Raw genomic sequence first — 25,361 nt, 5'->3', positions numbered from 1 at the left:
TAGGACAGGTGCGTTGAACAGGCAGTGATTTTCTCTAGCGTGAAAAAGCGATGATCATTATCCCGGCCAGGCAGGCCAGGATCCCGACGACGAGGTAGATCTTCCGTCCCTTGCTCCACGACGCGAAGCCGGAGGCAGCGGGCGGTTGGGTGTGTTGGGCCACGATTCTTCTTCCTTAGTGCATGTAGAGTCCGCCATCCACATTCAGCGTCTGGCCGGAGATGTACCCGGCGTCCTCGCTGATGAGGAAGGCGATGGCTGCTGCGATGTCCCGGGTGGAGCCAACGCGGTTGACCACGAGGTCTTTGGTGAGTTCGTCCTTGCGTTCCTCGCTGAGGGTGCCGCCCATGATGTCGGTGTCGATGGGGCCCGGCGAGATGGCGTTGACGGTGATGTCGTACTCGCCCAGTTCGCGGGCCGTTGCACGGGTCAGGCCGATCACGCCCGCTTTCGCCACCGAGTACGGCGTCTTGGAGAACGTGCCGCCGCCGCGCTGGGCGGAGACGGAGGAGATGTTCACGATGCGCCCGATCCTGTTCTTCACCATGGATTCGGCGACACGGCGGGTGGCGTAGTGGACCCCGTTGAGGTTGATGTTCAGCACGCGGTCCCATTCGGCGGCGTCGAGCTCAAGGTAGGGAACCGGGGAGCTGACGCCGGCCACGTTGGCGAGCGCCACGATCTGCGGCAGTTCGGCCTCGATCGCATCGATCGCTGCACGGACCGAGCCTTCGTCGGAAACGTTGGCGCCGGCGCCGAAGGCCTTGACGCCGTGTTCGGCGGCCAGTTCCTTGGCTGCGGCCTTGCACAGAGCGTCATCGAGATCGATGATGCCGATGTTCCAGCCCTGCGCCGCCAGGTAGTTGGCGGTGGCGCGGCCGATGCCTCGCTCGGACACGGCGCCGGTGATGATCGCCGTGCGTCCTGCGGGGAAAGTGCTCATGGGTGTGCTCCTGAAAGGGTGGAAGTGAACGTTGGAGTTCAGTTGATGGGGGCGGGGCCAAGCTCGTCAATGAGCTTCTGCATGGCCACATACGCCTTGTTCCGGTAGGCGATCAGCTCCGGCGTGCGCTCCGCCGGGACGTTGAGGAAGCCGGCTCCGGTCTTGGTGCCCAGCTTGCCGGCCTCCACCAGGTCGGTGAGGATTTTCGGGGTGGCGAAGCGCTCCGGGAAGTCCGTCTGGAGGGACTTGTAGCAGAAGTTGTAAACATCCAGGCCGGCCATGTCCGCGATGGCGAACGGTCCGAAGAACGGCAGCCGGAAGCCGAACGTGGTGCGGACCAGGGTGTCCACGTCCTCCGCCGTCGCGATCTCCTGCTCCACGAGCTGGGCGGCCTCGTGGAACAGCGCGTACTGGAGGCGGTTGAGCACGAAGCCGGTGACGTCCTTGACGACGGCGGTCTGCTTGCCGGCGGCGTGGACCAGCTCGCGGACGGCGCCGATAGTGGCCGCCGAGGTGCCGGCGTGGGGGATGATTTCGACGCCGGGGATGAAGGGTGACGGGTTGGAGAAGTGCACGCCCAGGAACCGCCCCGGGTTGGTGACGGGCTCGGACAGGTCCGCGATGGAGATCGTGGAGGTGTTGGAGCCGATGATGGCGTCCGGCCGGGCCGCGGCGCTGATCCGGGCCAGCGTCTGGTGCTTGATCCCGATGACTTCGGGGACGGCTTCTTCGATGAAGTCGGCGTCGGCCACGGCTTCCTCGATGTTCTGGGCGGCCCAGAGGTTTTCCTTCAGGATGGCGGTGGAGCCCTCGGGGAAGAGACCCGCGGCCACGAATTCGTCGGATTCCGTGAGGAGCCGCTCGTAGTTCTTCTGCGCCACTTCGGCGGACACATCGGCCAGCGCAACCCGGGCTCCGCCGAGCGCCAGGACCTGGGCGATGCCGCCGCCCATGTAGCCGGAGCCGACGACGGCGATCTTGCGGGCGGCGTTGATGGCGGCCGCGGTATCTGTTGATTCGGTCATGTTCAGACTGCCTTCGTGTATTCGGGTTCGTACGAGCAGATGGCCTCCACCTTGGCGGCGGAGGAGGAGTTTTCATCGAAGCGGTGGCTGAGCCATTCGCCGACGAGCTTCTTGGCGAGTTCCAGTCCGATGACGCGCTGCCCCATGGTGAGCACTTGGGCGTTGTTGCTCAGGACCGAGCGTTCCACCGAGTAGCTGTCGTGCGCGGTGACCGCACGGATGCCGGGGACCTTGTTCGCCGCGATGGCCACGCCGAGGCCCGTCCCGCAGATCAGCAGCGCCCGGTCGGCTTTGCCCTCGGCTACTTTCCGCGCGGCGTCAATGGCCACGTGGGGGTAGGCGGTGGAGTCGTTGGCGCCGACCCCCACGTCCTGCACCGAGGCCACGCGGGGATCCGCTTCGAGGAGTGCCTTCAGGGCGTTTTTGTATTCGACGCCCGCCTCATCGTTGCCGACGACGACGCGCCAGCCTGTTGTTGTGCTCATGCCTGTACTCCTTGCTTTGCCAGTTCGGGGTTCGCCAGTTCGGGGTTCGCGAGCCTGGCGTCGGTGTGTGCAGTTTCGAGGTGGGTTGAGATCCGTGCTGCGATCAGTGCAAACGAAACCGCGCCGGGGTCCGGGTGTCCGAGGCTCTTTTCGGCCAGCGGACGGGCGCGGCCCTTGAGGGGACGCAGGCCCGCGGTCTTGTCTGCGGCGGCCTGGGCGGCGGCCGCAGCCGCGGCGAGCGAAGTACCTACCGGGGCGCCGCCGTCGGACGCTGTGAGGAAGGCGTCCCGGAAGGGTAGCAGCGCGTCCACCATGGTCTTGTCCCCCAGCTCCGCCTTGCCGAGCTCGGTGATGGCGTCGACAAAGGCCGTGACCGCGGCGGCTGCGTCCTCACCGCTGTAGCTGTCCTGGTTTCCCAGGGCGAGTCCGGCGGCGATGAGCGCTGAACCCCAGAGTGCCCCCGAGGTGCCGCCCGCGCGTTCGCTCCAGGCCTCCCCCGCTGCGGTCAGGACCCGCGACGCCGAGGCGCCGCCGTCGTTCGCCGCCGCCTGCTGAGCGGCGGCGACTGCCGCGTCCACGCCGCGCCGCATGCCGATCCCGTGGTCGCCGTCGCCGGCGATGGCGTCCAGGCGGCCCAGTTCCTCTTCGTGCTCGACGACGACGTCCCGCACCTGGGCGAGCACTCCGACTGCCTGCCGCCCGAGGTCCGCCGCTGCCGGAGTGGGTCGTTCGACCTCGGCTGATTCGGCGGCTTCCGGACCGGCCAGTTCGCGGCGGGCGCGGGGTGCCAGGTTGCCCTTGCGGAAGGCCGGGGTGTCAGCCGGGGCAGCCCAGTACTGTTCGAGTTCCTCGTCCAGCCACAGCAGGGTGAGGGAGAGCCCAGACATGTCCAGGCTGGTGACCAGCTCGCCGCATTCCGGCTCCACCACGGTGAGTCCCGCGGCGACGAGGCGCTTTTCGATCTTGCCGAAGAGCAGGAACAGCTCGTCGTACTTGACCGTGCCGAGCCCGTTGACGATGGCGACCACGCGGTCTGCGGCCTGGTCAGGCTTGTCGGCGAGCAGCTTGGAAACCAGCAGTTCGGCGAGTTCGGAGGCGGTGGGCATCGGGTGTTCGGATATCCCCGGTTCCCCGTGGATGCCCAGGCCCAGGGACATCTGGCCCGCCGGGACGTGGAAGAGGGGTTCGCTGGCGCCCGGCAGCGTGCAGCCGCCGAACGCCACGCCGAGCGAACGGGTGCGGTGGTTGGTCCTGATGGCCAGCCGTTCGACGTCGTCGAGGTTCAACCCGGCCTCTGCGGCGGCGCCGGCGATCTTGAAGACCGTCAGGTCTCCTGCGATCCCGCGGCGCTTCCCGATCTGCTCCAGCGGGGCGCTGGCGATGTCGTCGGTGACCAAAACGGTGCGGGTTTCAATGCCTTCCGCGTTGAGGCGCAGCTGGGCCTGGCCGAAGTGCAGGACGTCGCCCGCGTAGTTGCCGTAGCTGAGCAGCACCCCGCCGCCCGCGTTGGCGGCCTTGGCCACCCGGTAAACCTGCCCCGCCGCGGGGGAAGCGAACATGTTGCCGCAGGCCGATCCCGCGGCCAGGCCCGGGCCCACCAAGCCTGCGAAGGCGGGGTAGTGCCCCGATCCGCCGCCCACCACCAGGGCCACCTGCCCGGCAGGGACCTCGGTGGAGCGGACCACGCCGCCGTCCACCCGGGCGACGTAGCCGCGGTTGGCCGCGACAAAGCCGTCCAGTGCCTCATCCGCAAAGTCAGCGGGGTTGTCGAAGATCTGGGTCATGGTTCCTCATTGAGTCCGTGTTGGAGAAGTCGTGCTGGGGTGGTGCGGCCGCCCCCAAATGGCTTGACGGCCGCACCATGCGCTGAGTCAGACGCCGGCGAGTTCCGAGGTTGCCGGCTGCTGCCGGCCCTGGGCCACCTGGCTCCGGCCGAGGGCATAACCGTCGGTCTTCGGCAGGACGTGGCGGCGCAGGTAGTCCTGGTTGCTGGCCGTGACGCTGAGTCCGTCGCCGCCGTAGTGCTCGGTGCACAGGATTCCCTCGAAGCCGACGGACAGGGCAATCTTGAATGCCTCGCGGTAGTTGATGAGGCCGCTTTCCATCGGCGCGGGCATGGCGACGTAGCTGTCACGGGCCACGTCTTCATCGCGGATGTAGTTCTTCATGTGCCAGTAGTTCGAGTACGGCAGGGTCTTGGCGACCATCTCGCGCCAGTCCTCGATCGGGCGGTGCACCCGGATCAGGTTGCCGAGGTCCGGGTTCAGGCCGACGTTGTCCAGGCCGATGTCCTGAACCAGCTGCACGGAAGAATCCGCGGTGCCCAGGTAGGTGTCCTCGTACATTTCCAGCGAAAGCAGGATGCCGGCATCCGCTGCGTGGCGGCCGAGCTCGCGGAGCCTGGTAACGGCCTTGCCCCAGGTCTCCTTGTCCCCCACCGGGTCCTTGTGCCCTTCGACGGTCCAGAACCACAGCTGCTTCTGCTGCTCGGCGGTGAGCGCCTGGTGCAGCCCGAAGGAGACCACCTCGCAGCCAAGCTCGGCCGCCGCGTCGATGGTGCGGTGGCTGTAGGCCAGGTTGGCTTCCCAGTTCTCGGCCTCGATGACGCTGCGCCGGATGGCCGAGATGACCGGGATGCCGATGCCGACGTTCTCCGCGGTTTCCTTGAACTCGGCGAGCCGGGCAGAGCTCAGGTCGCCGGGACGGACCCAGCTGTCCGTGAGGTCGGCGTCGGCAAAGCCGGCTTCCCTGACCTCGGTGAAGACCTCGGCCCAGGCGGAAGCGGACGCGTCGTTGATGTGCTTGCCCTGCGCGTCGACGCCGGGGAACTGCAGCAGCGCCGCGGTGATGGGCCAGTTTTCAGCTGTGTAAGCCATGGGTATTCACTCCTTCGTGGAATCCTGTTTCCTATAGGATCTACTATCTGAGGTGGTGTTGTCAAGATCACATGGACGGGTTACGCCTGCTTCGCGGCGAAGGCCGCTGTTGCGAAGACCTCCGGATTCAGGACATGGGCAGGGCGCTCCCCCGCCGCCACCTCCAGGATCGAGGCGATGGCGCTGGCCGCCACATCCAGGGTGAAATCTTCGGTCCAGCACAGCGAATGCGGGGAAAGCAGCACGTTGTCGAAGGTCAGCAGCTCGTCGTCGGGAAGCAACGGTTCCGGCGCAAAGACGTCCAGCCCGGCGCCGGCGATGCGGCCATCCCGCAGCGCATCCCGAAGGGCATCCGTGTCCACGAGCTTTCCGCGGCCGATGTTGATCAGATAGGCGCTTGCCTTCATCCGGGCCAACGCCACGGCGTCGATCAGCTTTTCCGTCGCCGGCGTCAGAGCGGCGCAGAGCACAACGCAGTCCGAGCGTTCCAACAGCTCGTTGAGGCCCAGCAACTCGACGCCGAGTTCGGCGGCCTCCGTATGGCGGCCGCTGCGGTTGTTGCCCACCACCTTCATCCCAAGGGGAGCCAGCAGCCGCGCGAGCTCCGCGCCGACGCTGCCGAAGCCCACGATGCCGACCGTCTGCCCCACCAGCGGCGCGCCCCGGTAGTGTTCGCGCTTCGCCCAGTCGGACGTGCGCGTCAGCCTGTCCTTGGCCAGGAGCTTGTGCGAGAGGGCCAGGAGGAGGGTCAGCCCGGCTACCGCCAACGGCCGCCGGATGGCATCCGGAGTGTTGGTGACAACGACGCCGGCGCGGGTGCAGGCGTCCAAGTCAATGGTTTCGTACCCTGCCCCGAACCGGGCGATCAGCCGCAGCTCCGGGGCGTGGTCCACGGTGCGCGAATCGAAGGCTATGTGCCCCAGTGACAGAACGGCCTGGACCCCGGCGAGATCCGCTACCGGGACCGGGTCCGTGTAGCTGGGCAGAACGCTCCAGCTGATGCCCTTCTCACTGAGCCGCTGCAGCCCCAGATCCCCGTGGATGGAGCTTCCGTCAGGCCTTGCAGCGTCGGCCGTGACCGCCACGGTGAACGGCGGGCGGGTGGCGGCCGCCGTCGTCGTCAATTCATTGGTGGCTGTGCTCATGCGTCGACTCCGTTCTCCGGCCGGTCTGCGGTCGTCTTGTCCCTGATGGGCTCGCGGACCAGGACGGTGTAGGCCACGGCGGCGAGAGCCGCGATGACGCCGCCGATGACGAACGACGGCGCGTAGGAGCCGGTTGCGTCGGCGATCACGCCGGTCAGCAGCGGGGCAAAGGCGCCGCCGAAGTAGCCGCCGAAGTTCTGGATGGCTCCGACGGATGCGACCTGGGAGTTGTCCACGATGTCACCGGGCATGGCCCAGGCCGCTGCCTGCATGGTGGCGACGAAGCCCAGTGCCACGGTCATCACAGCGATGGCGAGCGGGAGGGAATCCACGAACGGGATGAGGCAGATCAGGATACCGGCGGCAACGGCGGCGACCGACATGACGTGGCGCTTGGCCAGGAGCGGATCGCGGCCTGCCTTCTTTGAGTAGCGCGTCATGACCCAGCCGCCGGTGATGCCGAGGATGGCTGCGCCGAGGTACGGGACGGCCGCCAGCCACCCGGAGGTTGCGATGCTCGCGCCGCGCTCTTCCTGCAGGTAGAGCGGCAGGAAGACGATGAAGATGTTCCAGATCCAGATGACGCAGAAGAACCCGGCCATCATTCCCCAGATCTGGCGGTGCTTGAAGAGGCCCAGCCAGGAGACTTTCTTGGCAGCCAGGAGCTGGGTGGCGCGCTGGCTTTCGATGTATTCCAGTTCTTTCGCGCTGATGCGTTTGTGTTCTTCCGGAGCGCGGTAGTAGAGGAAGAAGGCAACGGCGAGCACCAGGCCGGCGACGCCGAGGAAGAGGAAGATGGCCTGCCAGCCGAAGGCGAGCATGATGGCAGTCAGGACGGGCGGCGCGATGGCGGGTCCCCACTTGGATCCGCTGTCCCAGATCGCGGTGGCCTGTCCGCGCTCCGCACGGGGGAACCAGTCAGCGGTGAGCCTGGCCGATGCCGGTCCGTTGGGTGCTTCGGTGACGCCGAGCAGGAATCGGAAGGTGACAAACTGCCACATCTTGCCGCCCATGGCCATCAGCGCGGTAGCAATGCTCCAGCCGGCGATGGCGAGGAAGTACATCCGGCGGGCGCCGAGTTTGTCCACGAGCCAGCCGGCGGGCAACTGGCAAAAGGCGTAGGTCCAGGAAAACACGGTGCCCAGGAGCCCAATGTCTGTCCGGGTCATGCCGAATTCTTTGATCAGCTGCGGAGCGGCGATGGAGATCGCACTGCGGTCCATGTAGTTGATGATGCCGGCGGCCAGCGCCCAGCCGAGGATCCACCACCGCAGATTCTTGATGGTGCGGCGTGTCGCTGATTCCTTGGGCCCAGCGGCCAAAGTATCTGTCTGCACACTTCACTCCCTTGTGATTCCCGATGCCGGCACACAACCGCCACAATCGAAGATCCTATAGGGTGTTTGATGTGCTTGTGAAGGGGGTCACAAGAAAGTTATTACGGGTCTGTATTAAGGCTGCGAACCGGGGTGAATCTACTCTGCCGGTGCGTCCGCGATGGCTCGGCCGCGGACCTTCTGCACGTGCTCGGCCATGGCCTCGGCCGCTTTCTCCGGATCGCCGGACGAGAACGCGTCCAGCACGGACTGATGCTCGGCGATGGCATGCTCCGCGTCGGTGATGCCCACTCCCCCAAACAAGCGGAAGCGCTGGACCTGTCCGCCGAGGGCGGCGTAGGCGGCAGCCATGAACTGGTTGCCGGTCTGTTCCGCGATCAGCCGGTGGAACCTCTCGTCGGCCTCCAGATAGTCACGGTATTCGGCGAACGACGGGCCCCTTGGCGCCTTCCTGAGATCGACGACTGCCTGCCCCAGCTCGGCAAGGTGCTCCGGCGTCAGCCGCGCGCACGCGAGCCGGGCATTCACGGGCTCGATCGCGAGGCGCGCTTCCATGAGTTCGGCAAAATCTTCCCGGGTGAAGACCGGCGCAACCCGGTAACCCTTGAGCGCCACGCGGCGCACCATTCCGGTGTGCTCCAGACGCGCGAGCGCTTCCCTTACCGGCGTCGGGGACACATCCAGTTCCCTGGCGGTCCCGTCAATACTTACCGCGGTTCCAGGTGCCAGCCGACCGTCCATCAGCGACGCCAGAAGCTCTTCGTAGACGTGGTCAGCGAGGACCTGGCGGCTGACGGGACGGCCCGCGTAGTGGCCCTCAGGGCGACTCCCGGAGGAAGCTAGTTGCATGTTCAGATCCTATAGGACGGGCTGCCGTGGAGCTCTCGGGCAAGACCCGTGGGACATGCCCATTCCCTAATTCCCGGCCCGCGGGACATGCCCATTCTTAAATTCCCGGCCCGCGGGACATGCCCATTTCTTAAACGCGAACAGTGGGCAGAATCGTGTTCTGCCCACTGTTCGCGGCTGCGGCTGGACATGTACAGCGGCGGTTGGTGAGTTCCCGGAGTCCTAGTTCTGGTAGGCCGGGTAGTCCGTGTAGCCCTGTGCGCCGTCGCTGTAGAAGGTGGACTGGTCCGGCTCGTTGACCGGGAGTCCTTCACGCCAGCGGCGGACCAGGTCCGGGTTGGCAATGGCGGGGCGTCCGACGACGACGGCGTCAGCGTGGCCGTCCGCGATCAGCGCTTTGGCTTCCTCACGGGTGGTGATGACGCCGAAGCCCGTGTTCAGTAGGAAGGTTCCGCCGAAGCGGGCGCGCAGACCCTGCACCAGCTCGCTGGTGGGCTCCTTGTGCAGGACACTCAGGTAGGCGAGCTTAAGGGGTGCCAAGGCATCCACGAGGTGGGCGTAGGTTTCCTGGACATCTGCTGCGTCAACTTCGGTTGTGCCCTGGACGTTGTGCTCGGGCGAAATACGGATGCCGACGCGGTCCGCGCCAAGGGCATCCACGACGGCTCGGGTCACTTCAATGACGAAACGCGCCCGGTTCTCCGGGGAGCCGCCGTAGATGTCCTCGCGCTGATTGGCGGACGGAGCAAGGAATTCGTGCAGCAGGTAACCGTTGGCGGAGTGCAGCTCGACGCCGTCGAATCCTGCCTCTACCGCTTTGCGGGAGGCCGTCACGAATTCCTGGACGATGCCCGGCAGTTCCCCTGTGGTCAAAGCGTGCGGTACGGGGAACGGCTTCTTGCCCGCGTACGTGCGGGTCTCGCCGTCGATGGCAATGGCACTGGGTGCGACTACTTCGTAGCCACCGGTGGTGTCCTGGTGGGTAACCCGGCCGGCGTGCATGACCTGGGCGAAGATGCGGCCGCCCTCGGCGTGCACGGCCGCTGTGACGTTGGCCCAGCCCGCGAGCTGCTCGTCGGTCACGAGCCCGGGCTGGCCCGGGAAGCCTCGGCCTGCGTGGCTGGGGTACGTGCCCTCACTGACGATCAGGCCGAGCGAGGCACGCTGACGGTAGTGCTCAACCACCAGCGGGCCGGGGACTCCTTCGTTGCCGGAGCGGACGCGGGTGAGCGGCGCCATTACGAGTCGGTTGGGCAGTTCCAGCTCGCCGAGGGTCATCGGGGAAAACAGCATGCGCAGTTCCTTTCACAATGGATTGGTTCATTGGAGGTAACTGCGCAGCGTTTGCAACTATTCCATGTGAGACTCGGATCACTGCGAGTGGAACTCCACACTAGGGATTGGGCGGAGAGCCGCCCGGGCACCCTTGGCCTTGGGGGTTCCGGAGACAATCATCCGCGTAATTCTTGGTAATGGACCGCCACACGCTGACAAGCTGCGGCGGCGAGCTGAAGGAGCCTTGACCCGGGATGGGCAGGGGCGGGCCGCCATTCACGGAGTAGGTGCCGCGGAAATGCGTGGTCAGCACCACTGAGAAGTCCCCGGTCTGGGTGTACGCGTGGCTGGTGAGGGTCTTTTCTCCCCATCGCTCCTGCGGCAACGGGCCGCCCGCCGCCGCTTGGGGACCGAGCGAACCACCATCGCCGTAGGTCCAGGTGTATTCCACGGGCTTTGCCACGACGTGCACCCTCTGAGCCAGAATGGTGACATCGAACTGCTGTTCCGCCGCATCCCCGAAGAAGTTGGTCTCCGCTCCCCGTAGGGTGTGCGGGCTTGGCTGGGCCGTCACGGTTCCTGCCGCGATGGGAAGTCGCTGGAACTCGGTTTGGATCATGGCCGCGATTCGAGGCAGCAAGTCTTCTGGCCTGGCATCAAAGAGGCAGGTAGGGCCGGAATGGAAGGTCCACGAGGGGTTCGGCACACCCGCCGGAGCTTTCAACCAGACGACCGGAATCCCCTCCTTGCCGTTGGGACCGTTCTTGCAATCAACTAGGACTGCCAGACAGTCGGTGTCGAAGTCACCGCCCCCAAGATGACACTGAAGTTCGTACTTGTACTGGTAGGGATCGGCAGCTATTGAGCCGGGCTCCGCCCAAACGAATCGGCCTGAACCCGTGTCAATCGTCCAGCCACCGACGTCGACCGTGTCCTCTCCCCAATCACTAGTAATAGGTGGCTCGTTGCTGCCGCCAAGCGCAGGGACTGGATGTGCGGCCAAGACCATGGCTAGCAACAAAGTCAACGCCGCCCTGCCCCACCCGGCTGTCCTCACTGGATTAGCCGACTATCGGCTGAATGTTGTTCACGTACCATGCGCCGTCGCGGAAGGCAGCAAGCATGAGATTGCCCGTATCCTCCGGCTTTGGGGTGGCTTGGTGCAATGTGCCGTCCGAGTTGTAGTAGGAAATAGCCGTCTGGGAAACTTGTATGGCCACTTGATAGTTCCCGTCGGGCGCCACGAGAAACGTAGTGCTAACGGACGGCGTGTCCGTCTTGCCACCGGCGAGCCAACGACGTTCCTCGTGCCAGCCAGTCATGACTTCCTTCGCCCGCTCACATGCTCTGCACTCGCGACTGGTGATAGCCAGAAGCCTCGACGTGTCTCCGGTCTCGTATCCGTAACTGAGCAACTGAAACCAGTACCGCGCAAATGCCTCCAGCCCTTCCTTCGTCTCCAGCTTCGCGGCCTCGGGTAGCACCGGAACCGGGACGTTCTGGGCTCTCCCTGAGGCGTCGGCCGGCTTGTAACTGGCGGTGGGGCTCGGGGTGGCACTGGGCGTGGGCGACACCGACGGGCTCTGGGTTCCAGCGGACGGCGATGCGTTCGGCTCGGCCCCTCCCCCGCTACAGGCAGTGACGGACATCAGGAGCGCGGCAACGAGGGCGGACGCGCGAATTCGCCTGCTGGTGGAGATCGAAGTGCGGGATGTCATGGTCAGCTACTCCCCCGATAGAAAATCAAGACGCATTAAGCCAAACAATGGCTTAAGGGTAACTGACGTCACATTTTGCTCATCAGCGTTGTCCACAGGCGGAAGCTCCCACTCCCTGCGTGCAGACAGACCCCTTGGCCTCTAGCGTTTGCCTGCCGGCGACAGAACAATGAAGCCATGATGTTCGAACATGCCGACGGTAACCCCATCCTCAATCTGGACGATGACCAGAGCTGGAAACTGATTGACGGTACTCAGCACGGCAGGCTGGTTGTCACCGTGGCCGGGGAGCCAGACATCTTCCCGGTGAACTACGTGGTCAGTGGCAGGATGCTGTACCTCCGCACCGCGCCTGGCAACAAACTGGCCGAATTGACCATCAACCCCAAGGTGCTGTTCGAAACCGACGGCATCCTGTCAGCGGAGGCCTGGTCCGTGGTCCTGCGCGGCACCGCGCGCGTGCTGGAGCAGTCCGCGGACATCGCCGCGGCGGAATCGTTGGGGCTCAACCCCTGGGTTCCCACGCTGAAGGACTTCTACGTTGAGATCGAGCCGACGTCGGTCACCGGCCGCCACTTCCAGTTCGCCGAACACCCGGAGCGGGAACTCTAATCAGAGCAACCTCAGCCGCCGCCTAGACTTAAACCATGGCGCAGACTTAAACCATGGCGGACAAGCTGACACCGGAGCGGCGCAGCTGGAACATGTCCCGCATCCGGGGGAAGAACACCAAACCTGAATTGCTGGTTCGAAAGTTGCTGCATTCCAAGGGCTACCGCTACCGGCTGCACGGCACGGCCCGCGGAGGCAGACTCCCCGGCAGCCCGGACCTGGTCTTCGCCAGCCGCCACAAAGTCATCTTTGTCAACGGCTGTTTCTGGCATTTCCACGACTGCCGTGTGGGGCAACACGCACCCAAAGCCAACGCCGAGTTCTGGGAAACCAAGCGTACGTGCACCCGGAAACGCGACGCCGAACAGCTTCGACAGCTTGAAAGCCTAGGCTGGAAGGTGCTTACCGTCTGGGAGTGCGAGCTCAGGAATCCATCCGCGCTGGAGCAGCAGTTGGATGCATTCCTGCTGGCCCAATCAACAGAACGCCGGCCAGGAAACTAGCCGCGGTACTGGGCAATCAGCCAACCGGCCATTTCGCGGGCGCGGCCTGCGGCGGCACGGTCCCCCTCCGCTGCCGAAACGATTGATCCCTTCATGAGGATGTGCCAGGAACGGGAGAAGTTCTCCGGGTCTCGCAGCCCAGCCTCTTCGGCCAGTTGCTCCACATGGCCACGGATCTTGGCGAGGTAGTCGATGCTGGCCTGGCCGAGAGGATGGCCTGGCCCCATTTCGAGCAGGATGTTGACGAAGGAGCAAGCCTCGAAGTCATCGCGCGCAAACCAGTCGGCAAAGACGTCGAAGATGGAGAGCAGCCGCTCTTCCGGGGTCTCACCCCGGCGCCGGGCCTCGGAGACGATCTGGTCAACGGTCCATTGCTGGTCCCGGCGTTCCAGGAAGGCCAGCACCAGCTGGTCCTTGGACGCGAAATGACGGTAGAAGCTTGCCTTGGCCACTCCGGAACGGCTGATCAGTTCGTTAACGCCGACATCGCGGACTCCCCGCCGGGAGAATAAGTCATAGGCAGCGTCGAGAATCCGTTCGCGCACTCCGGATACGGGCAGCGCGTCGCCGTTCGCCACAACAGGCGGAGGCGATATCGCAGCGGGATTCGTTGAAAGGGACATCAAAAAATATTCTAGCGGGTTGCGAGACAGAATGGTCTGTCTCGGGTAAAATTCGAGTCCGGGGGGATTTTGGGGGATTCAGACCGTACTTGTTCCTACTACTACACCCACGGGAGAGCGCCAGATGCCGCACTTGCTGACGTCGAATGAATTGCCCGGTACCGACGCGCCACGCTCCGTGCCGTCCTCCCCCACCCGGCTGGAGGACTACCGGCGGGCCCACGAGGTCGACCCTGATCTTGAACCCCTGCGCAGGCAGGTGTCGACGATCATTGATGCGATTCTCGCTGACAACACGCCGGAAGAGGCGGAGGTACGAGAAAAACTTCGCTGGCATGTCGCCCGCAATCCCGGTAGGCCGGAGAAGGCGCTCATGGGCCACTTGCTTTCAATGTCAGCCCGGCGGGAGGCAGCGGGGTAACTTCCGCCCCCAACAAGCACCCGGAGTGCAGTGGCGTTCGGACACAGTCAATTGCCGCGCGCACAAGAGTTAGGTGCGGCACACGCCACCGTCACCCGTCACAGTCAGCGACTGATGGTTGCCTGTCGCACGACTTCGCCCCAGGACTGTTGCGCGAGGTCCGCCACCGATGCCAGGATCTCCGACGGCGGCTTGGACAGATCCACCGGAAACTCCACAATGTCGATGTCAGTGTTCAGGATCCGACGCAACTTGATTTCGCCGGCGCCGGGGTAAATGAGCCACGCCGTCGGAACCCGCAGTGAGGTGCAGTAGGCCAGCATCCGGTAATGGTCGCCGGAGAGTGAGGCGCCGACGTCGGCCGCCGCCTGGTACCTGGCGTCATAGACCATCACCGGCCGCCCGCCCAACAGGTGCACGGCACCCGGCTGCACCACGATCCGGTCCGAGTCCCGGACAGCCTCGTTGAGCAAAGCGTTGTACCGCAGGCGCATCTCACCGGGGAAGGCCGCCATGGCCTCCCGCAGCGCCGTGCCGACGAAGTCCTCGAACACCTTGGACATGTCCACCACAAACGACGCCGACTGTTGCTTTCCGTCGCCGGCTTCCGCGGAGGCGTTGCGCAGGATCAGCTCGGCGAGGCGCAGGGCTGCGTGGTAGCGGGTGTTCATCCGGCTGGCCCGCCATGCCGGCAGCGGCGCACCGGACTGCAACCGGGTCACGGCCGCCAGCTTTCCCTTCAGCTGGCGCAGCCGGCTGAGTACTGCCGGCCGGACACCCGGCACCTGGGACATCCGCTCCAAAGCGGCCCGCAGGATGCGGTTTTCCGCGATGTCTTCGGTGAACTCGTCATAGGAAACCTCGAGCGGAACCAGCATGCCGGGCCGGCGGGAGATCTGGTCCGAGATGCGGATCCTGCCCTTGACCGTCCGGAGTGATTCGTCCACGTTCAGGTAGCCCTGCAGCACCCCTCGGCTGAGAGCGCGGTTCGCGAGTTGCGCCAGCGATTCTGCCAGTGCACTCCACAGATCCGTCTCCTCGACGGCGGCGACGGAATCTTCGCGGAAACCTTGGTCCCCCGCGTAGCCGAGCATGAACAGCAGCCGTCCCAGACCGAGCCGCTCCTTGGGCCGTACCTCCAATTGCACCGTCGGGGTGCGCACGGAACCCACCCTTCCGACGGGTTCGATCCGGTACAGGCCCATGCCCATCGGCGAGGCTTTCGCCAGGCCGCTTCCGTTGATGTAGGCGGCGCTTGGCGGGTCGAGCCGCTCGGCGACCCCGACGGAGAGCTCGTCCAGCACGATGCGGCGCAGCGGCGCGGCGCCCGGCGCCGGGCCCGGAGTCCGCTTCCTGGCGGCACCCGGCGCTGCACCCGCGCCGGCCGCACCCGGGCTAGGCGTGCGCAAGGCGCGAGAGCAGTTGGTCCAGTCCGAACCGTTCCTCCAGCTGGGCCCGGTTGAGCTGACCGTGATAGTGCTCCTCGAGCAGCGGCATCAGCTCGTACTTCCAGATCCGGCGCAGGCCCTTGGGCGTCTGGGCAGACTTCTTCATGAAGTAGGACGGCCCGATCATGAGGTCGCGGTCCCACTCGTCAATCGCGTCGTTGAGTGCGTCCATCAGCAGGGCCGGCGTCGTGTCCAGCTCGCGGGCCTGCAGGAACCGCAGCAGCGAGCCCTTTACCGGTTCGGTCTTCGGGTGCAGCTCAATGAAGGAAAAGCGCCGGCGGATGGCCGCGTCCATCATCGCGATGGACCGGTCCGCGGTGTTCATGGTGCCGATGATGTACAGATTGTCCGGCAGCGTGAACGGCTCGTTGGGACTGTACTGAAGGTAGATCCTGTCGTCACGGTATTCGAGCAGGAAGTACAGCTCACCGAAGACCTTCGCGAGGTTCGCCCGGTTCATCTCATCGATGATCAGGAAATACGGCTTGCTCTCGTTGCCGGGCTTGGCGGCCTCCTCGGCGATCCGGCGCAACGGACCGGCCACGAGCTTGAAGGACACCTGGCCCTCATCCGTCTTGTCCGGGCGGAACCCCTCGAAGAAGTCCTCATAGGCGTACGAGGGGTGGAACTGCACAAGCTTGACGCGCTCGTCCGTGGTGTCCCCAGCCAGCTGGGCCGCCAGGTGCTTGGCGAGGTAGGTCTTGCCCGTACCGGGCGGGCCGTAAAGCACCACCTGCCGGTTCTCCTCCAGCAGTTCGGCGATCTCCTGGAGCGGATCCAGGTCCATGTGCAGGGAGGCGGCGAAGTCCGGCGTCAGGGGGCGGAAACCCTCACAGGCGGGTTCGACGACGGCGTCCGGTTCGGTGCCGTCGCCGGCGTCGGCTTCCGCTTCGGTCGGCAGGAGCGCCTCGAGCGCCTGGATGACGCGGGTGATGTCCACAATGATGCCGGAGGTGGCCAGCTGGCGCTGCACGTGCCGGGGCAGCTCCGTCATGTTGTGGGTTTCATCGAACCAGCGGACCTTGCGGGCCAGCCGGCGGTTGTTCTCGTGGTGCTCCGGTTCCCCCAGGACCACTCCCACCCGGACGGTGCCGGAGTGCTGGTACAGGGTCAGGTCGCCGGGCTTCATCACGGTCAGGAACGCGAAGACGGCGGTCTTGGTGTCCTCACGTTCCACATAGCCGAGGTGCTTGTAGTCCTCGTCCACTGCGTGCTGGACCAGCCCGGCAGTGACGCCCGGATCAAGCAGGCGGAGGTGTTCGACGTCGAGCGTCACTGTTTCCTTGGTCTGCCAGGTGCCAAGCAGGTCGGCGTTGTCCTGGTGGGTACGCAGCAGCCACGCGCGGCGGCCGGGGTCCCCCACCTTTCGCCACTGGCTGACGAGCTGCCTGGAGTACCAGTCGATCCGCTGGCCCGCCTGCTCGTCAAGGTGCAGGCGGATGCGGTGGATGTCCGCCGAGATTTCCTCGTCGCTGTCCCCTTTGGCCCCGCCCACGAGGGAGGCAAAGGCGTCACGGATTTCCTGGCGTTCGACGTCGGCTACGACGGGCTCGAAGTAGCTAGGCCAGACGAGGAATTCGATGCTGCGGCGGATTGCCGGCTGGTCGTCGGGGGTGCCCGCAACCAACTGGTGGAATGCCAGCGGATCCCTGACGGCAGCCGAGACCACGCCCGCAGGCCGCCGGGCAACGTGCTGGACAAAGCGGCAGAGCCATTTCAGGTGATCCCAGATGGTCCAGTTGAATTCCGCTGTGCGGTCCCGGATCACGCCGTGGTCCGTCATGCCCGCGTACAGCTCGTCCGGGAGCTCCAGGGGCGGTTCGAGCCAGGATGCCGCCTCGGCCACCCGGGCGCGCTTGACCTTGAGGGATTTCACCTCGTGCGCCAGCGGCAGGGACTGGAGAAACAGCAGTTCAACTGCCAGCTGCTTGGCTCCCCGCGAGGCATCCGCCAGGTTCTCCCGGAGGTTTGTCATCATGGGCGCCTTGGGGTCCGCAACGCCGCGCTCAAGGCGTTCCAGCAACTCCGCGGCAGCCTGCACCGACCAGGTTTTGGTGCGGCCGTCCAGCGCCGACGCTTTGCCTAGCAGCCCCGGCCCCAAGACAAACCACGCAGCGTCCTCAATCTCCTTGGAGATGCCGAGGGCGCGGTGCATGGCAGGCTTTGGGGATGGGGTCATGCCTTCAATTTACAGGGTTAAGCTGAACGCCCGCATCATGGGGCGCCCCGAAGCTACTGCCAAGTAAGAGCTAGGGGGTGGCCCGATTGGCTAGCTGGCCGCGGTTACTTGACCGCGGGACGGCGCTTGACGCCGAAGGTGAAATAGCTGCCCGGGCCGACGAAGTTGACCAGGGTGGCCACCCGCCACAGTGCCTTGCTGCCGCGGATCTGCTCGGCTGGGCGCCGCGAAATATCCCGCTGGGCCGCGATCAGGAGCGAGAGCTGGACGACTGCCGCCGTGATGGTTCCGAACTTCGCCATCGGCGAGAGTTCCTTCCAGGCCTTCTTTCGGGCGTTCTTCTTCTGGCTCTTGTTCACCATGATCTGAGCTCCTTGCTTCCGGGGCTGACTGCCTTCGGGGTGGTTCATTCTAGGGGCGATCCGTGGGCCGAGATAGAGGCTATGGGGCCGGGTGGCCTGAGCCCGTGTGGGCAGGAGTGAATTGCGCGAGCTTCACTTTCTGCTCCGGGGTCAGCCGCAGCACCCGCCCGGTGGCCTCTTCCACGAAGGCCAGGTGGCTCGTGGCGCGGACACAGTCCTCCCGGGTCAGGGGATCCTGCAGCAGATAATGGATGTCGAAGCTCGCGCCCTTCACGGCGCCGATCCAGAGCTGGACCGGCGCCGGCACGTTGCGGTATTCGAGCGTCCTGACGTAGCGGATCTTGTGCTCCACCACCAAGGCCAGGGTGCCCTCCGGGATCTCGCTGAACAGCGGCACCGGCGGCTCGATCCCGGGCAGGCCGGCCCCGCGGGGCGGGCCGAACGCCGCGATGCGGGCTTCCTCCAGGATCCGGACGATCTGCACGTTGTTGATGTGGCCGTAGGCGTCCATGTCGCCCCAGCGCATCGGCACCTGCACCTCGATGCGCCGCGGGTCCTCTGCAGCTGCTCCAGGCGCGGACGCGGACGGCCCGGCGGCGGATGACCGCTCGGCGGCCGCGGCGCGCGCGGCCGGCCCGGCGGCGCTCAGCTGTGCACCGCCGTGGCATCGTCTGCCGTGTTTTCCGAAAAGGCCGCCTCGGCGTCCTCACCGGCGAACTGGGACATGTACAGGTGGTAGTAGGCGCCCTTCAGTTCCAGCAGTTCCGCGTGCCTGCCCTGCTCCACGATGCGGCCGGCCTCCATCACCAGGATGGTGTCGGCGTCGCGGACGGTGGAGAGGCGGTGGGCGATCACGAAGCTGGTGCGGTCGGTCCGCAGCGCCGCCATGGCTTTCTGCACGAGCACCTCGGTGCGGGTATCCACCGAGCTCGTGGCCTCGTCCAGGATTAGCAGCGAGGGGTTCGCCACGAAGGCCCGGGCGATGGTGATCAGCTGCTTCTCGCCGGCGCTGACGTTGTTGCCTTCCTCGTCGATGATCGTGTTGTAGCCGTCGGGGAGGGCACGGACGAAGCGGTCCACGAAGGTGGCCTTCGCAGCCTGCATCACCTGATCCTCGGTGGCGTCCAGCTTGCCGTAGCGGATGTTCTCGTAGATGGTGCCGCCGAACAGCCAGGCGTCCTGCAGGACCATGCCCACCTTGGCGCGCAGTTCCGCGCGGCTCAGCTGGGTGATGTCCACGCCGTCCAGGGTGATGCTGCCGCCCTGGAGTTCGTAGAAACGCATCACGAGGTTCACCAGGGTGGTCTTGCCCGCGCCGGTGGGCCCGACGATGGCCACGGTGTGCCCGGGCTCGGCGGTGAAGGAGAGGTCCTCGATCAGCGGCTTGTCCGGGGTGTAGCTGAACGTGACGTGCCGGAAGTCGACATGGCCGTCCGTCTTGGCCGGGAGGTGCTCGGTGGCGGTCTCGGCATCCTGTTCCTCGGCGTCGAGGAATTCGAAGACCCGCTCCGCGGAGGCGACGCCGGACTGCAGCATGTTGGCCATGCCCGCCATCTGGCCCAGCGGCTGGGTGAACTCGCGGGAGTACTGGATGAACGCGGTGGCGTCGCCTAGGCTCATGCCGCCGGAGGCGACGCGCAGGCCGCCGACGACGGCGATGCCCACGTAGCTGAGGTAGGACACAAACTGCATGACCGGCATGATCATGCCGGAGACGAACTGCGCACCGAAGCTTGCCTTGTAGAGGGCTTCGTTGCGTTCGTCGAAGCGGGCCAGCATGTCCGCGTCGCGGCCGAAGACCCGGACGAGGTCGTGCCCGGAGAAGGACTCCTCGATCTGGCCGTTGAGCTCGCCGGTGTTCTTCCACTGGGAGGCGAAGAGCTTCTGGCTGCGGGAGCCGATGATGCCGGCGGCGACGCCGGAGAGCGGCAGCGCGATCAGGGCGATCAGGGCCAGCTGCCAGGACACGATGAACATCATGATCACGATGCCGATCACGGTCAGTGCCGAGTTCACCAGCTGCGCGAAGGCCTGCTGGAGCGCCTGCTGGATGTTGTCCACATCGTTCGTGACCCGGGAGAGGATGTCGCCGCGCTGCCTCGTATCGAAGTAGTTCAGCGGCAGCTTGTTCAGCTTCTTCTCGGTGTCATCGCGCAGCTGGCGGACCACCCGCATGACGAGGACGTTCAGGACGTAGCCCTGCAGCCACAGGAAGATATTGGCCACGAAGTACATGACCAGGACCACACTGATGAGGTAGGCGAGTTTCTGGAAGTCGATGCCGACGCCGGGGATGAGTTCCATCTTGGAGAGCATGTCGGCGAAGTTGTTCTCGCCCTGGGCCCGCAGGCCCTCGACGAACTGGTCCTTGGTGGCCCCTGCGGGCAGCTGCTTGCCGACCACTCCCCCGAAGATCACGTCCATGGCCTGCCCCAGGATCCGCGGCGCGATGACGTTGAGGACGACGGCGACCGTCACCATCCCGAGCACCAGGACGATTCCTGCCCGCTCGGGTTTCAGCAGGCCCATGAGGCGCTTCGCCGAGGGCCAGAAATGCTGGGCCTTCTTGGCCGGCATGGCGCCGAACATGCCGCCGTCGGCCTCGCCGGGAGTGAATTCCTCCTCATGGAAATCGTCGTCGGGAGCGGCGTCGGTGGTTTGGGTGGCGATCTTTTCGTTGGTGCTCATGCCACTGCCTCCGCGCTCAGCTGGGATTCGACGATTTCCTGGTAGGTGCTGGAGCTCTCCAGGAGTTCTTCATGGGTGCCGCGGTCAACGATCCGTCCCTTGTCCAGCACCAGGATCTGGTCCGCGTCGGCGATGGTGGAAACGCGCTGGCCAACGATGATGACTGTGGCGTCCACGGTTTTTGCCTTCAGTGCGCGTCGGAGCCTGGCATCGGTGGCGACGTCGAGGGCCGAGAACGAGTCGTCGAACAGGAACACCTTGGGTTCGGTGACGAGCGCCCGCGCGATGCAGAGCCGTTGCCGCTGGCCACCGGAGACATTGGTGCCGCCCTGGGCGATGCGTGAACCGAGTCCGTTCTGCTTGTCCCGCACGAAGTCCGCGGCCTGTGCCACGGTCAGGGCGTCCCACAGTTCCTCGTCCGTGGCCTCGGGGCTGCCGAAGCGGAGGTTGTGCGCGATGGTCCCGGAAAACAGGTAGGCACGCTGTGGCACCATGGCGACGCGCTGGGTGATCTCCGAGCGGTCAAGCTTGGTGACGGGAACGCCGTCGAGCAGCACCTCACCCGAGGCGGCGTCGTAAAGCCTCGGAAGCAGGGCCAGCAGGCTCGTCTTGCCGGCACCGGTGGAGCCGATGATCGCCACGGTCTGGCCGGGTTCGGCTGTGAAGCTGATGTCGCTCAGCACCGGCGCCTCGGCGCCCGGGTAGGCGAAGGACACGTTCCGGAACTCCACCCGGCCGGCCTTCCGGGCCGGGGCCACGGGCGTGAGCGGCGCGTGGATGGAGGGTTCGACGTCGAGCACCTCACCGATGCGGTCCGCACAGACGGAGGCGCGCGGAATCATCATCGCCATGAACGTGCCCATCATGACGGCCATCAGGATCTGCAGCAGGTACTGCAGGAACGCCGTCAGCGAGCCCACCTGCATGTCCCCGGCGTCGACCCGCTGGCCGCCGAACCACAGCACGGCCGCGGTGGAGACGTGCAGGATCATGCCGATGGCGGGGAACATCAGCACGAACAGGGCGCCGATCTTCAGCGAGACGTCCGTCAGTTCCTTGTTCGCGGCGCCGAACCGTTCCGTTTCGTGGGGTTCGCGCACGAAGGCACGGACCACGCGGATGCCGATGATCTGCTCGCGGAGGACGGCGTTGATCCTGTCAATCTTCGTCTGCATGGAGCGGAAGAGCGGCATGAGCCGGACCACGAGGTAGCCCACCACAACCACCAGCACGGGCACTGAAACCCAGACCAGCCAGGAAAGGCTGAGGTCCTCGCGCAGGGCCATGAAGATGCCGCCGATGCACATGATGGGGGTGGCCACCATGAAGTTCAGCCCCATCAGCATGAGCATCTGGACCTGCTGGACATCGTTGGTGCCGCGGGTGATCAGCGTGGGCGCGCCGAAGACATTGACGTCCTTGGCGGAGAAGCTGCTGACCTTGCGGAACACGCCCCGGCGCAGGTCCCGGCCGAACGCCATCGCAGCCTTGGAGCCGAAGTACACCCCGGCGATCGCGGTGGCGACCTGGACCAGGGCGACGACGAGCATGAGCCCGCCGGTACGCCAGATGTAGTCGGTGTCGCCGCGGGAGACGCCCTCGTCGATGATCTGCGCATTGAGGCTGGGGAGGTACAGGGCCGCGATGGTCGAGGCCAGCTGGAAGATGATGACTGCCGCGATATACGGCAGATACGGTTTGGAATAGCGCCGTATGAGGGTGACGAGCATGCCCACGAGTCCTTAGGAATACCGAATAAATGAGGCTGGAGAGAAGACTGAAGAGGGAACTTCGAAGTGATGCTCCCAGTATTAGCAGATGGGTCTGACAGCCTTAGCCATCCAACTCTACGAAATCCCTTGCCGGCCGGGAACACCGACACCAAAAATCATCCAAACGGTGTACAGACTTCAGGCTTGACGCCAGCCAGGCCCGCGGCCCTTACGCGCCGCGGCCCCTATGCGCCGCGGTGCCGGCCGTGCGTTGCAATGTAATCGGCCGCAGCACGCTGCAGCTTCCGTTCTTTCCCCAGCTGCCGGCGCAGGGTGGTCAGCTCGGCACTGACCCTGGCCTGCTCGGCGGCGATTTCCCGCTGCACTTCTGCCTGCTGGTTGACCGCCCGCAGGGCAACAGATAGCTGGAGCTGTTGTTCGGCGAGCAGCTTCTGGGTCTCAAGCAGCACGGGAACGACGTCGGCCGTTTCGGTTCGAGCTTCCGCCAGCATGGTGCGCGCCCGAAGCCGGACACCGTCGCGGTCGGGTGTCCGGGTCTCGGGTGCCCGGGTCTCGGCGGCGCGCTGGCGGCTGAGGACCTCGATGAACTCCCGGTCCAGATCGACGATGCCGGTTCCCGGCACCGGGACATCGCCGGAATTCCCGGCGCCACCCGCCGTCGAACCACCCGCCGTCGAAGCACCCGCCGTCGAACCACCCGGCGTCGCCGCGGCGTCGACCCTGTTGCCGCGGGTGTCGCCCGTCCCGCCGGCGGCCAGTGCGGCAGCACCGGCGTCGCTGTCCTCACCGGAACCGGTCACGGCGGCGGTAGCCTCGGGCTGGATGTCCACGGTGCGCCGCAGCGGCTGTTCCTTGATGAAGAGAATCGCGACCAGCGCCACGATTCCGATGATCGCCGAGATCAGGAAGATCTCCGCCGTCGCGTCACCGTACGCTGCCCGCATGATGTCGCGGACGGGAGCCGGCATGTCCGTGAGGTCCATGCTTGCCCCGGCGGATCCGCCGGACGCCGGGATCCCGGCCGCGGCGAGCCCCTCAGTGGCAAGTTCCTTGACCCGGTTGCCGAGGATGGCGCCGAGGACCGAAACCCCGATGGCGCCGCCGACCGAGCGGAAGAACGCCACCGAGGCACTGGCTGTGCCGATGTCGGTTGCCCGGACCGTGTTCTGTACGGCCAGGACCAGGTTCTGCATGAGCAGGCCCAGGCCGAGGCCCAGGATGCCGGTGAGCCACAGTTCGGTGGTGTGGTCGATGGTTCCGGCCAGGCCGAGGCCGCCGATCAGCAGGACCGCGCCGGCAACGAGGTAGCGCTTCCACTTTCCGGTGCGGCTGATGAGCTGACCGGACAGGACCGAGCCGATGAGGTTGCCGGCGATCATGGGCAGGGTCAGCAACCCGGCTTCGGTGGGGGAAGCACCGCGGGCCACCTGGAAGTACTGGCCCAGGAACGCGGAAGAACCGAACATGCCCACGCCGACGGCAACCGAGGCCAGGACGGCCAGGGCGGTGGTCCGCTGCGAGATGATCTTCAGCGAAATGATGGGCTGCGCCACCCGGGATTCCACCACGACGAGCAGGGCCAGGAGCACGACGCCGCCGCCCACCATGGCGGCGGTCTGCCACGACCACCAGTCGTAATAGTCGGGGTTGCCGGCGAAGGAAACCCAGATCAGGAGCAGGCTCACGCCGGAGGTCAGCAGGATGGAACCAAGCCAGTCGATCCGGGCCGGTCGCTTGATGTGCGGAATCTTCAGCGTGATCTGCAGCAGGATGAGCGCGACGACGGCGAGAGGGACGCAGACGAAGAAGGTCCAGCGCCAGCCCAGCGGGCTGTCCACGATGAAGCCGCCAAGCAGCGGGCCGCCCGCAGTACCGACAGCCATGACGCCGCCCATGTAGCCGGAGTACTTTCCGCGGTCACGTGGCGGGATGATGGATCCGATGATGGCCTGGGCCAGGGCGGTCAGTCCGCCCATGGCGATACCCTGGATGACGCGTGCGGTGAGCAGCAGCGGGATGGTCTCGGACAGGCCGGCCATGACGGAGCCGGCCACAAAGATCACGATGCTCAGCTGGACGAGGACCTTCTTGTCGAAAAGGTCCGCCAGCTTGCCCCAGATCGGCGTGGTCGCGGCGTTGGCCAGCAGCGCCGCGGTGATGACCCAGGCGAAGTCCGTCTGCGTGCCCTTGAGCTCGGCCATGATGGTCGGCAGCGCGTTGGCCACAATGGTGCTGCTCAGGATCGCGGTGAAGAACGCGGCGAGCAGCCCGGTGAGGGCCTCCATGATCTGGCGGTGGGTCATTGCTGCCGCGGGAACGGGTTGCGAATGTGGTGTGGGGGCCGGCAACGGGGCCGGCGACGGCCCGGTGGCGGCAGCGTGGCTTGCCATGTGTTTACTCCTCAGCAACGGTGGTCGTAGTGGTGGATCCGGCCGTCTTCGCCCGGGCTGTGGTCCGGAGGGACTCAGCAAGTTTGTTCAGGGTCCGCGCGGCGTCTTCGGCGTCGTCCTCGGTCCAGTCCTGCAGGAGCCCCTGCAGGGTGGCGGTGCGGTGGTGCTCGATGGAGCGCAATTTCTCGACGCCCGACGGGGACAGCGCCACCAGCTGGGCCCGCCCGTCCTCGGGGTCCGGGCGGCGGACCACATAGCCCTGCTCCTCCAGCTCGGCGATGTGCCGGCTGAGGACGGGGGCGCTGACGCCGAGGCGCTCGGCCAGGTGCGTGGCCCGCGACTCGCCCTCCCCCACGAAGCGCAGGACTCCCTGCAACGCCGCCCCGGTGTCCTGGCCGCGGGTATTGATCGCGGCGACGCAGCGGACTGCGCGCTGGAGATCGAAGATCTGGTAGACGAGTTTGGCTGCGGTGTTCGGTGCAACTGACATGGTGACCCCTTTTTGCTTGCCTTAGGCAACAATACGCTAAATTGATTGCTTTGGGAAACTAAGCAGGCGGGGCAGGAACGTCGGAGCGGCTCCCCTCCCCCACACTCCCCTCCCCCACAAGGGAAGCGCGAACGTACACGTCAGGCCCCGAATCCGAGGGATTCAGGGCCTGAAGTGTACGTTCGCGCTAAGGGTTGCGGGAGCGCGTTAAGGGTTGCGAGAGCGCGCTAAGGGTTGCGGGAGGGGTGGGCGGGACGGG

At 65.8% G+C, this 25,361-nt stretch carries 24 protein-coding genes; 3 read left to right on the top strand and 21 right to left on the bottom strand.

Annotated elements, in window-relative coordinates:
- Positions 1-34: 34 nt before the first annotated feature.
- The 12 genes from ACQCSU_RS16110 to ACQCSU_RS16055 all read right to left on the bottom strand — a co-directional run bounded on the left by ACQCSU_RS16110 (position 35) and on the right by ACQCSU_RS16055 (position 11,584).
- Complete coding sequence (locus ACQCSU_RS16110; RefSeq protein WP_426976270.1) at positions 35-163, bottom strand: hypothetical protein; 129 nt, start codon at positions 161-163, stop codon at positions 35-37.
- 12 nt (positions 164-175) lie between these two features.
- Positions 176-943 carry an SDR family NAD(P)-dependent oxidoreductase gene (locus tag ACQCSU_RS16105; RefSeq protein ID WP_426976269.1) on the bottom strand — a complete coding sequence of 256 codons (768 nt, stop codon included), beginning with the start codon at positions 941-943 and terminating at the stop codon, positions 176-178.
- A gap of 38 nt (positions 944-981) precedes the next feature.
- Entirely contained in the window at positions 982-1,968 is a 987-nt protein-coding gene (locus ACQCSU_RS16100; RefSeq protein ID WP_426976268.1) for a 3-hydroxyacyl-CoA dehydrogenase family protein, read from the bottom strand.
- Between the two features lie 2 nt (positions 1,969-1,970).
- A complete protein-coding gene (locus tag ACQCSU_RS16095; RefSeq protein ID WP_426976267.1) occupies positions 1,971-2,453 on the bottom strand; it encodes a ribose-5-phosphate isomerase in 483 nt (160 codons plus the stop codon).
- On the bottom strand, positions 2,450-4,237 hold the full coding sequence (gene dhaL, locus ACQCSU_RS16090; protein ID WP_426976266.1) for a dihydroxyacetone kinase subunit DhaL: 1,788 nt from the start codon (positions 4,235-4,237) through the stop codon (positions 2,450-2,452). The genes ACQCSU_RS16095 and dhaL overlap by 4 nt, the downstream gene beginning before the upstream one ends.
- An 87-nt stretch (positions 4,238-4,324) precedes the next feature.
- Positions 4,325-5,329, bottom strand: a complete 1,005-nt coding sequence (locus tag ACQCSU_RS16085) for a sugar phosphate isomerase/epimerase family protein (RefSeq protein WP_426976265.1) — start codon at positions 5,327-5,329, stop codon at positions 4,325-4,327.
- Between the two features lie 80 nt (positions 5,330-5,409).
- Positions 5,410-6,474 (bottom strand): 2-hydroxyacid dehydrogenase, encoded by a 1,065-nt coding sequence (locus ACQCSU_RS16080; RefSeq protein ID WP_426976264.1) that lies wholly within the window; start codon positions 6,472-6,474, stop codon positions 5,410-5,412.
- Positions 6,471-7,811, bottom strand: a complete 1,341-nt coding sequence (locus ACQCSU_RS16075; RefSeq protein WP_426976263.1) for an MFS transporter — start codon at positions 7,809-7,811, stop codon at positions 6,471-6,473. The genes ACQCSU_RS16080 and ACQCSU_RS16075 overlap by 4 nt, the downstream gene beginning before the upstream one ends.
- 138 nt (positions 7,812-7,949) lie before the next feature.
- Positions 7,950-8,660, bottom strand: coding sequence for a GntR family transcriptional regulator (locus ACQCSU_RS16070; protein ID WP_426976262.1), 711 nt, complete (start codon positions 8,658-8,660; stop codon positions 7,950-7,952).
- Between the two features lie 222 nt (positions 8,661-8,882).
- Positions 8,883-9,953 (bottom strand): alkene reductase, encoded by a 1,071-nt coding sequence (locus ACQCSU_RS16065; protein WP_426976261.1) that lies wholly within the window; start codon positions 9,951-9,953, stop codon positions 8,883-8,885.
- A 100-nt stretch (positions 9,954-10,053) separates the two neighbouring features.
- Entirely contained in the window at positions 10,054-10,554 is a 501-nt protein-coding gene (locus ACQCSU_RS16060; RefSeq protein WP_426976260.1) for a hypothetical protein, read from the bottom strand.
- 442 nt (positions 10,555-10,996) lie between these two features.
- Positions 10,997-11,584: a DUF6318 family protein gene (locus tag ACQCSU_RS16055; protein ID WP_426979816.1), complete on the bottom strand. Its 588-nt coding sequence runs from the start codon at positions 11,582-11,584 to the stop codon at positions 10,997-10,999.
- Between the two features lie 246 nt (positions 11,585-11,830).
- Here ACQCSU_RS16055 and ACQCSU_RS16050 point away from each other — a divergent pair, with 246 nt between their 5' ends.
- Together ACQCSU_RS16050 and ACQCSU_RS16045 are read left to right on the top strand one after the other, a co-directional pair.
- Positions 11,831-12,265 carry a pyridoxamine 5'-phosphate oxidase family protein gene (locus tag ACQCSU_RS16050; RefSeq protein WP_426976259.1) on the top strand — a complete coding sequence of 145 codons (435 nt, stop codon included), beginning with the start codon at positions 11,831-11,833 and terminating at the stop codon, positions 12,263-12,265.
- A gap of 53 nt (positions 12,266-12,318) precedes the next feature.
- Complete coding sequence (locus tag ACQCSU_RS16045; protein WP_426976258.1) at positions 12,319-12,768, top strand: very short patch repair endonuclease; 450 nt, start codon at positions 12,319-12,321, stop codon at positions 12,766-12,768.
- On the opposite strand, the gene ACQCSU_RS16040 is transcribed toward ACQCSU_RS16045, so the two are convergent.
- Positions 12,765-13,391 carry a TetR/AcrR family transcriptional regulator gene (locus ACQCSU_RS16040; protein WP_426976257.1) on the bottom strand — a complete coding sequence of 209 codons (627 nt, stop codon included), beginning with the start codon at positions 13,389-13,391 and terminating at the stop codon, positions 12,765-12,767. The two genes, ACQCSU_RS16045 and ACQCSU_RS16040, sit on opposite strands and share 4 nt — an antisense overlap.
- Before the next feature lie 124 nt (positions 13,392-13,515).
- Between ACQCSU_RS16040 and ACQCSU_RS16035 the strand changes: the two genes are divergently transcribed.
- Entirely contained in the window at positions 13,516-13,812 is a 297-nt protein-coding gene (locus ACQCSU_RS16035; RefSeq protein WP_426976256.1) for a hypothetical protein, read from the top strand.
- Between the two features lie 104 nt (positions 13,813-13,916).
- Here the strand turns inward: ACQCSU_RS16035 and ACQCSU_RS16030 are convergent, their stop codons facing one another.
- From ACQCSU_RS16030 to ACQCSU_RS15995, 8 genes are all read right to left on the bottom strand, one after another.
- A complete protein-coding gene (locus ACQCSU_RS16030; protein ID WP_426979815.1) occupies positions 13,917-15,113 on the bottom strand; it encodes a 5-methylcytosine restriction system specificity protein McrC in 1,197 nt (398 codons plus the stop codon).
- Between the two features lie 94 nt (positions 15,114-15,207).
- On the bottom strand, positions 15,208-17,439 hold the full coding sequence (locus ACQCSU_RS16025) for an McrB family protein (RefSeq protein ID WP_426976255.1): 2,232 nt from the start codon (positions 17,437-17,439) through the stop codon (positions 15,208-15,210).
- 104 nt (positions 17,440-17,543) lie between these two features.
- Positions 17,544-17,801 carry a hypothetical protein gene (locus ACQCSU_RS16020; protein ID WP_426976254.1) on the bottom strand — a complete coding sequence of 86 codons (258 nt, stop codon included), beginning with the start codon at positions 17,799-17,801 and terminating at the stop codon, positions 17,544-17,546.
- A 79-nt stretch (positions 17,802-17,880) separates the two neighbouring features.
- Positions 17,881-18,327: an acyl-CoA thioesterase gene (locus ACQCSU_RS16015; RefSeq protein ID WP_426979814.1), complete on the bottom strand. Its 447-nt coding sequence runs from the start codon at positions 18,325-18,327 to the stop codon at positions 17,881-17,883.
- A gap of 119 nt (positions 18,328-18,446) precedes the next feature.
- The gene (locus ACQCSU_RS16010; RefSeq protein ID WP_426976253.1) at positions 18,447-20,489 is read right to left on the bottom strand and encodes an ABC transporter ATP-binding protein; all 2,043 of its coding nucleotides are present in this window, start codon (positions 20,487-20,489) and stop codon (positions 18,447-18,449) included.
- The gene (locus ACQCSU_RS16005; protein ID WP_426976252.1) at positions 20,486-22,219 is read right to left on the bottom strand and encodes an ABC transporter ATP-binding protein; all 1,734 of its coding nucleotides are present in this window, start codon (positions 22,217-22,219) and stop codon (positions 20,486-20,488) included. Before ACQCSU_RS16005 ends, ACQCSU_RS16010 begins: the two co-directional genes overlap by 4 nt.
- Before the next feature lie 227 nt (positions 22,220-22,446).
- Complete coding sequence (locus tag ACQCSU_RS16000) at positions 22,447-24,525, bottom strand: MFS transporter (protein ID WP_426979813.1); 2,079 nt, start codon at positions 24,523-24,525, stop codon at positions 22,447-22,449.
- A 91-nt stretch (positions 24,526-24,616) separates the two neighbouring features.
- The gene (locus tag ACQCSU_RS15995) at positions 24,617-25,102 is read right to left on the bottom strand and encodes a MarR family winged helix-turn-helix transcriptional regulator (protein WP_426976251.1); all 486 of its coding nucleotides are present in this window, start codon (positions 25,100-25,102) and stop codon (positions 24,617-24,619) included.
- Between the last annotated feature and the right edge of the window lie 259 nt (positions 25,103-25,361).

Origin of the sequence: Pseudarthrobacter sp. O4 (assembly GCF_050157025.1) — a bacterium.
In the GTDB taxonomy this organism is placed as follows: domain Bacteria; phylum Actinomycetota; class Actinomycetes; order Actinomycetales; family Micrococcaceae; genus Arthrobacter.
The sequence above is the reverse complement of the archived record's forward strand: the minus strand, read 5'-3'. Positions and strand labels throughout refer to the sequence as shown.

Bases quoted from the DNA above. Each gene is read 5' to 3' on its own strand.
- ACQCSU_RS16045 (WP_426976258.1), top strand. From the start codon at position 12,319: ATGGCGGACAAGCTGACACCGGAGCGGCGCAGCTGGAACATGTCCCGC.
- ACQCSU_RS16100 (WP_426976268.1), bottom strand. From the start codon at position 1,968: ATGACCGAATCAACAGATACCGCGGCCGCCATCAACGCCGCCCGCAAG.
- dhaL (WP_426976266.1), bottom strand. From the start codon at position 4,237: ATGACCCAGATCTTCGACAACCCCGCTGACTTTGCGGATGAGGCACTG.
- ACQCSU_RS16080 (WP_426976264.1), bottom strand. From the start codon at position 6,474: ATGAGCACAGCCACCAATGAATTGACGACGACGGCGGCCGCCACCCGC.
- ACQCSU_RS16025 (WP_426976255.1), bottom strand. From the start codon at position 17,439: ATGACCCCATCCCCAAAGCCTGCCATGCACCGCGCCCTCGGCATCTCC.
- ACQCSU_RS16055 (WP_426979816.1), bottom strand. From the start codon at position 11,584: ATGTCCGTCACTGCCTGTAGCGGGGGAGGGGCCGAGCCGAACGCATCG.
- ACQCSU_RS16020 (WP_426976254.1), bottom strand. From the start codon at position 17,801: ATGGTGAACAAGAGCCAGAAGAAGAACGCCCGAAAGAAGGCCTGGAAG.
- ACQCSU_RS16085 (WP_426976265.1), bottom strand. From the start codon at position 5,329: ATGGCTTACACAGCTGAAAACTGGCCCATCACCGCGGCGCTGCTGCAG.
- ACQCSU_RS16040 (WP_426976257.1), bottom strand. From the start codon at position 13,391: ATGTCCCTTTCAACGAATCCCGCTGCGATATCGCCTCCGCCTGTTGTG.
- ACQCSU_RS16105 (WP_426976269.1), bottom strand. From the start codon at position 943: ATGAGCACTTTCCCCGCAGGACGCACGGCGATCATCACCGGCGCCGTG.
- ACQCSU_RS16070 (WP_426976262.1), bottom strand. From the start codon at position 8,660: ATGCAACTAGCTTCCTCCGGGAGTCGCCCTGAGGGCCACTACGCGGGC.
- ACQCSU_RS16015 (WP_426979814.1), bottom strand. From the start codon at position 18,327: ATGCGCTGGGGCGACATGGACGCCTACGGCCACATCAACAACGTGCAG.
- ACQCSU_RS16095 (WP_426976267.1), bottom strand. From the start codon at position 2,453: ATGAGCACAACAACAGGCTGGCGCGTCGTCGTCGGCAACGATGAGGCG.
- ACQCSU_RS16000 (WP_426979813.1), bottom strand. From the start codon at position 24,525: ATGACCCACCGCCAGATCATGGAGGCCCTCACCGGGCTGCTCGCCGCG.
- ACQCSU_RS16060 (WP_426976260.1), bottom strand. From the start codon at position 10,554: ATGATCCAAACCGAGTTCCAGCGACTTCCCATCGCGGCAGGAACCGTG.
- ACQCSU_RS16005 (WP_426976252.1), bottom strand. From the start codon at position 22,219: ATGCTCGTCACCCTCATACGGCGCTATTCCAAACCGTATCTGCCGTAT.
- ACQCSU_RS16050 (WP_426976259.1), top strand. From the start codon at position 11,831: ATGATGTTCGAACATGCCGACGGTAACCCCATCCTCAATCTGGACGAT.
- ACQCSU_RS16035 (WP_426976256.1), top strand. From the start codon at position 13,516: ATGCCGCACTTGCTGACGTCGAATGAATTGCCCGGTACCGACGCGCCA.
- ACQCSU_RS15995 (WP_426976251.1), bottom strand. From the start codon at position 25,102: ATGTCAGTTGCACCGAACACCGCAGCCAAACTCGTCTACCAGATCTTC.
- ACQCSU_RS16065 (WP_426976261.1), bottom strand. From the start codon at position 9,953: ATGCTGTTTTCCCCGATGACCCTCGGCGAGCTGGAACTGCCCAACCGA.
- ACQCSU_RS16010 (WP_426976253.1), bottom strand. From the start codon at position 20,489: ATGAGCACCAACGAAAAGATCGCCACCCAAACCACCGACGCCGCTCCC.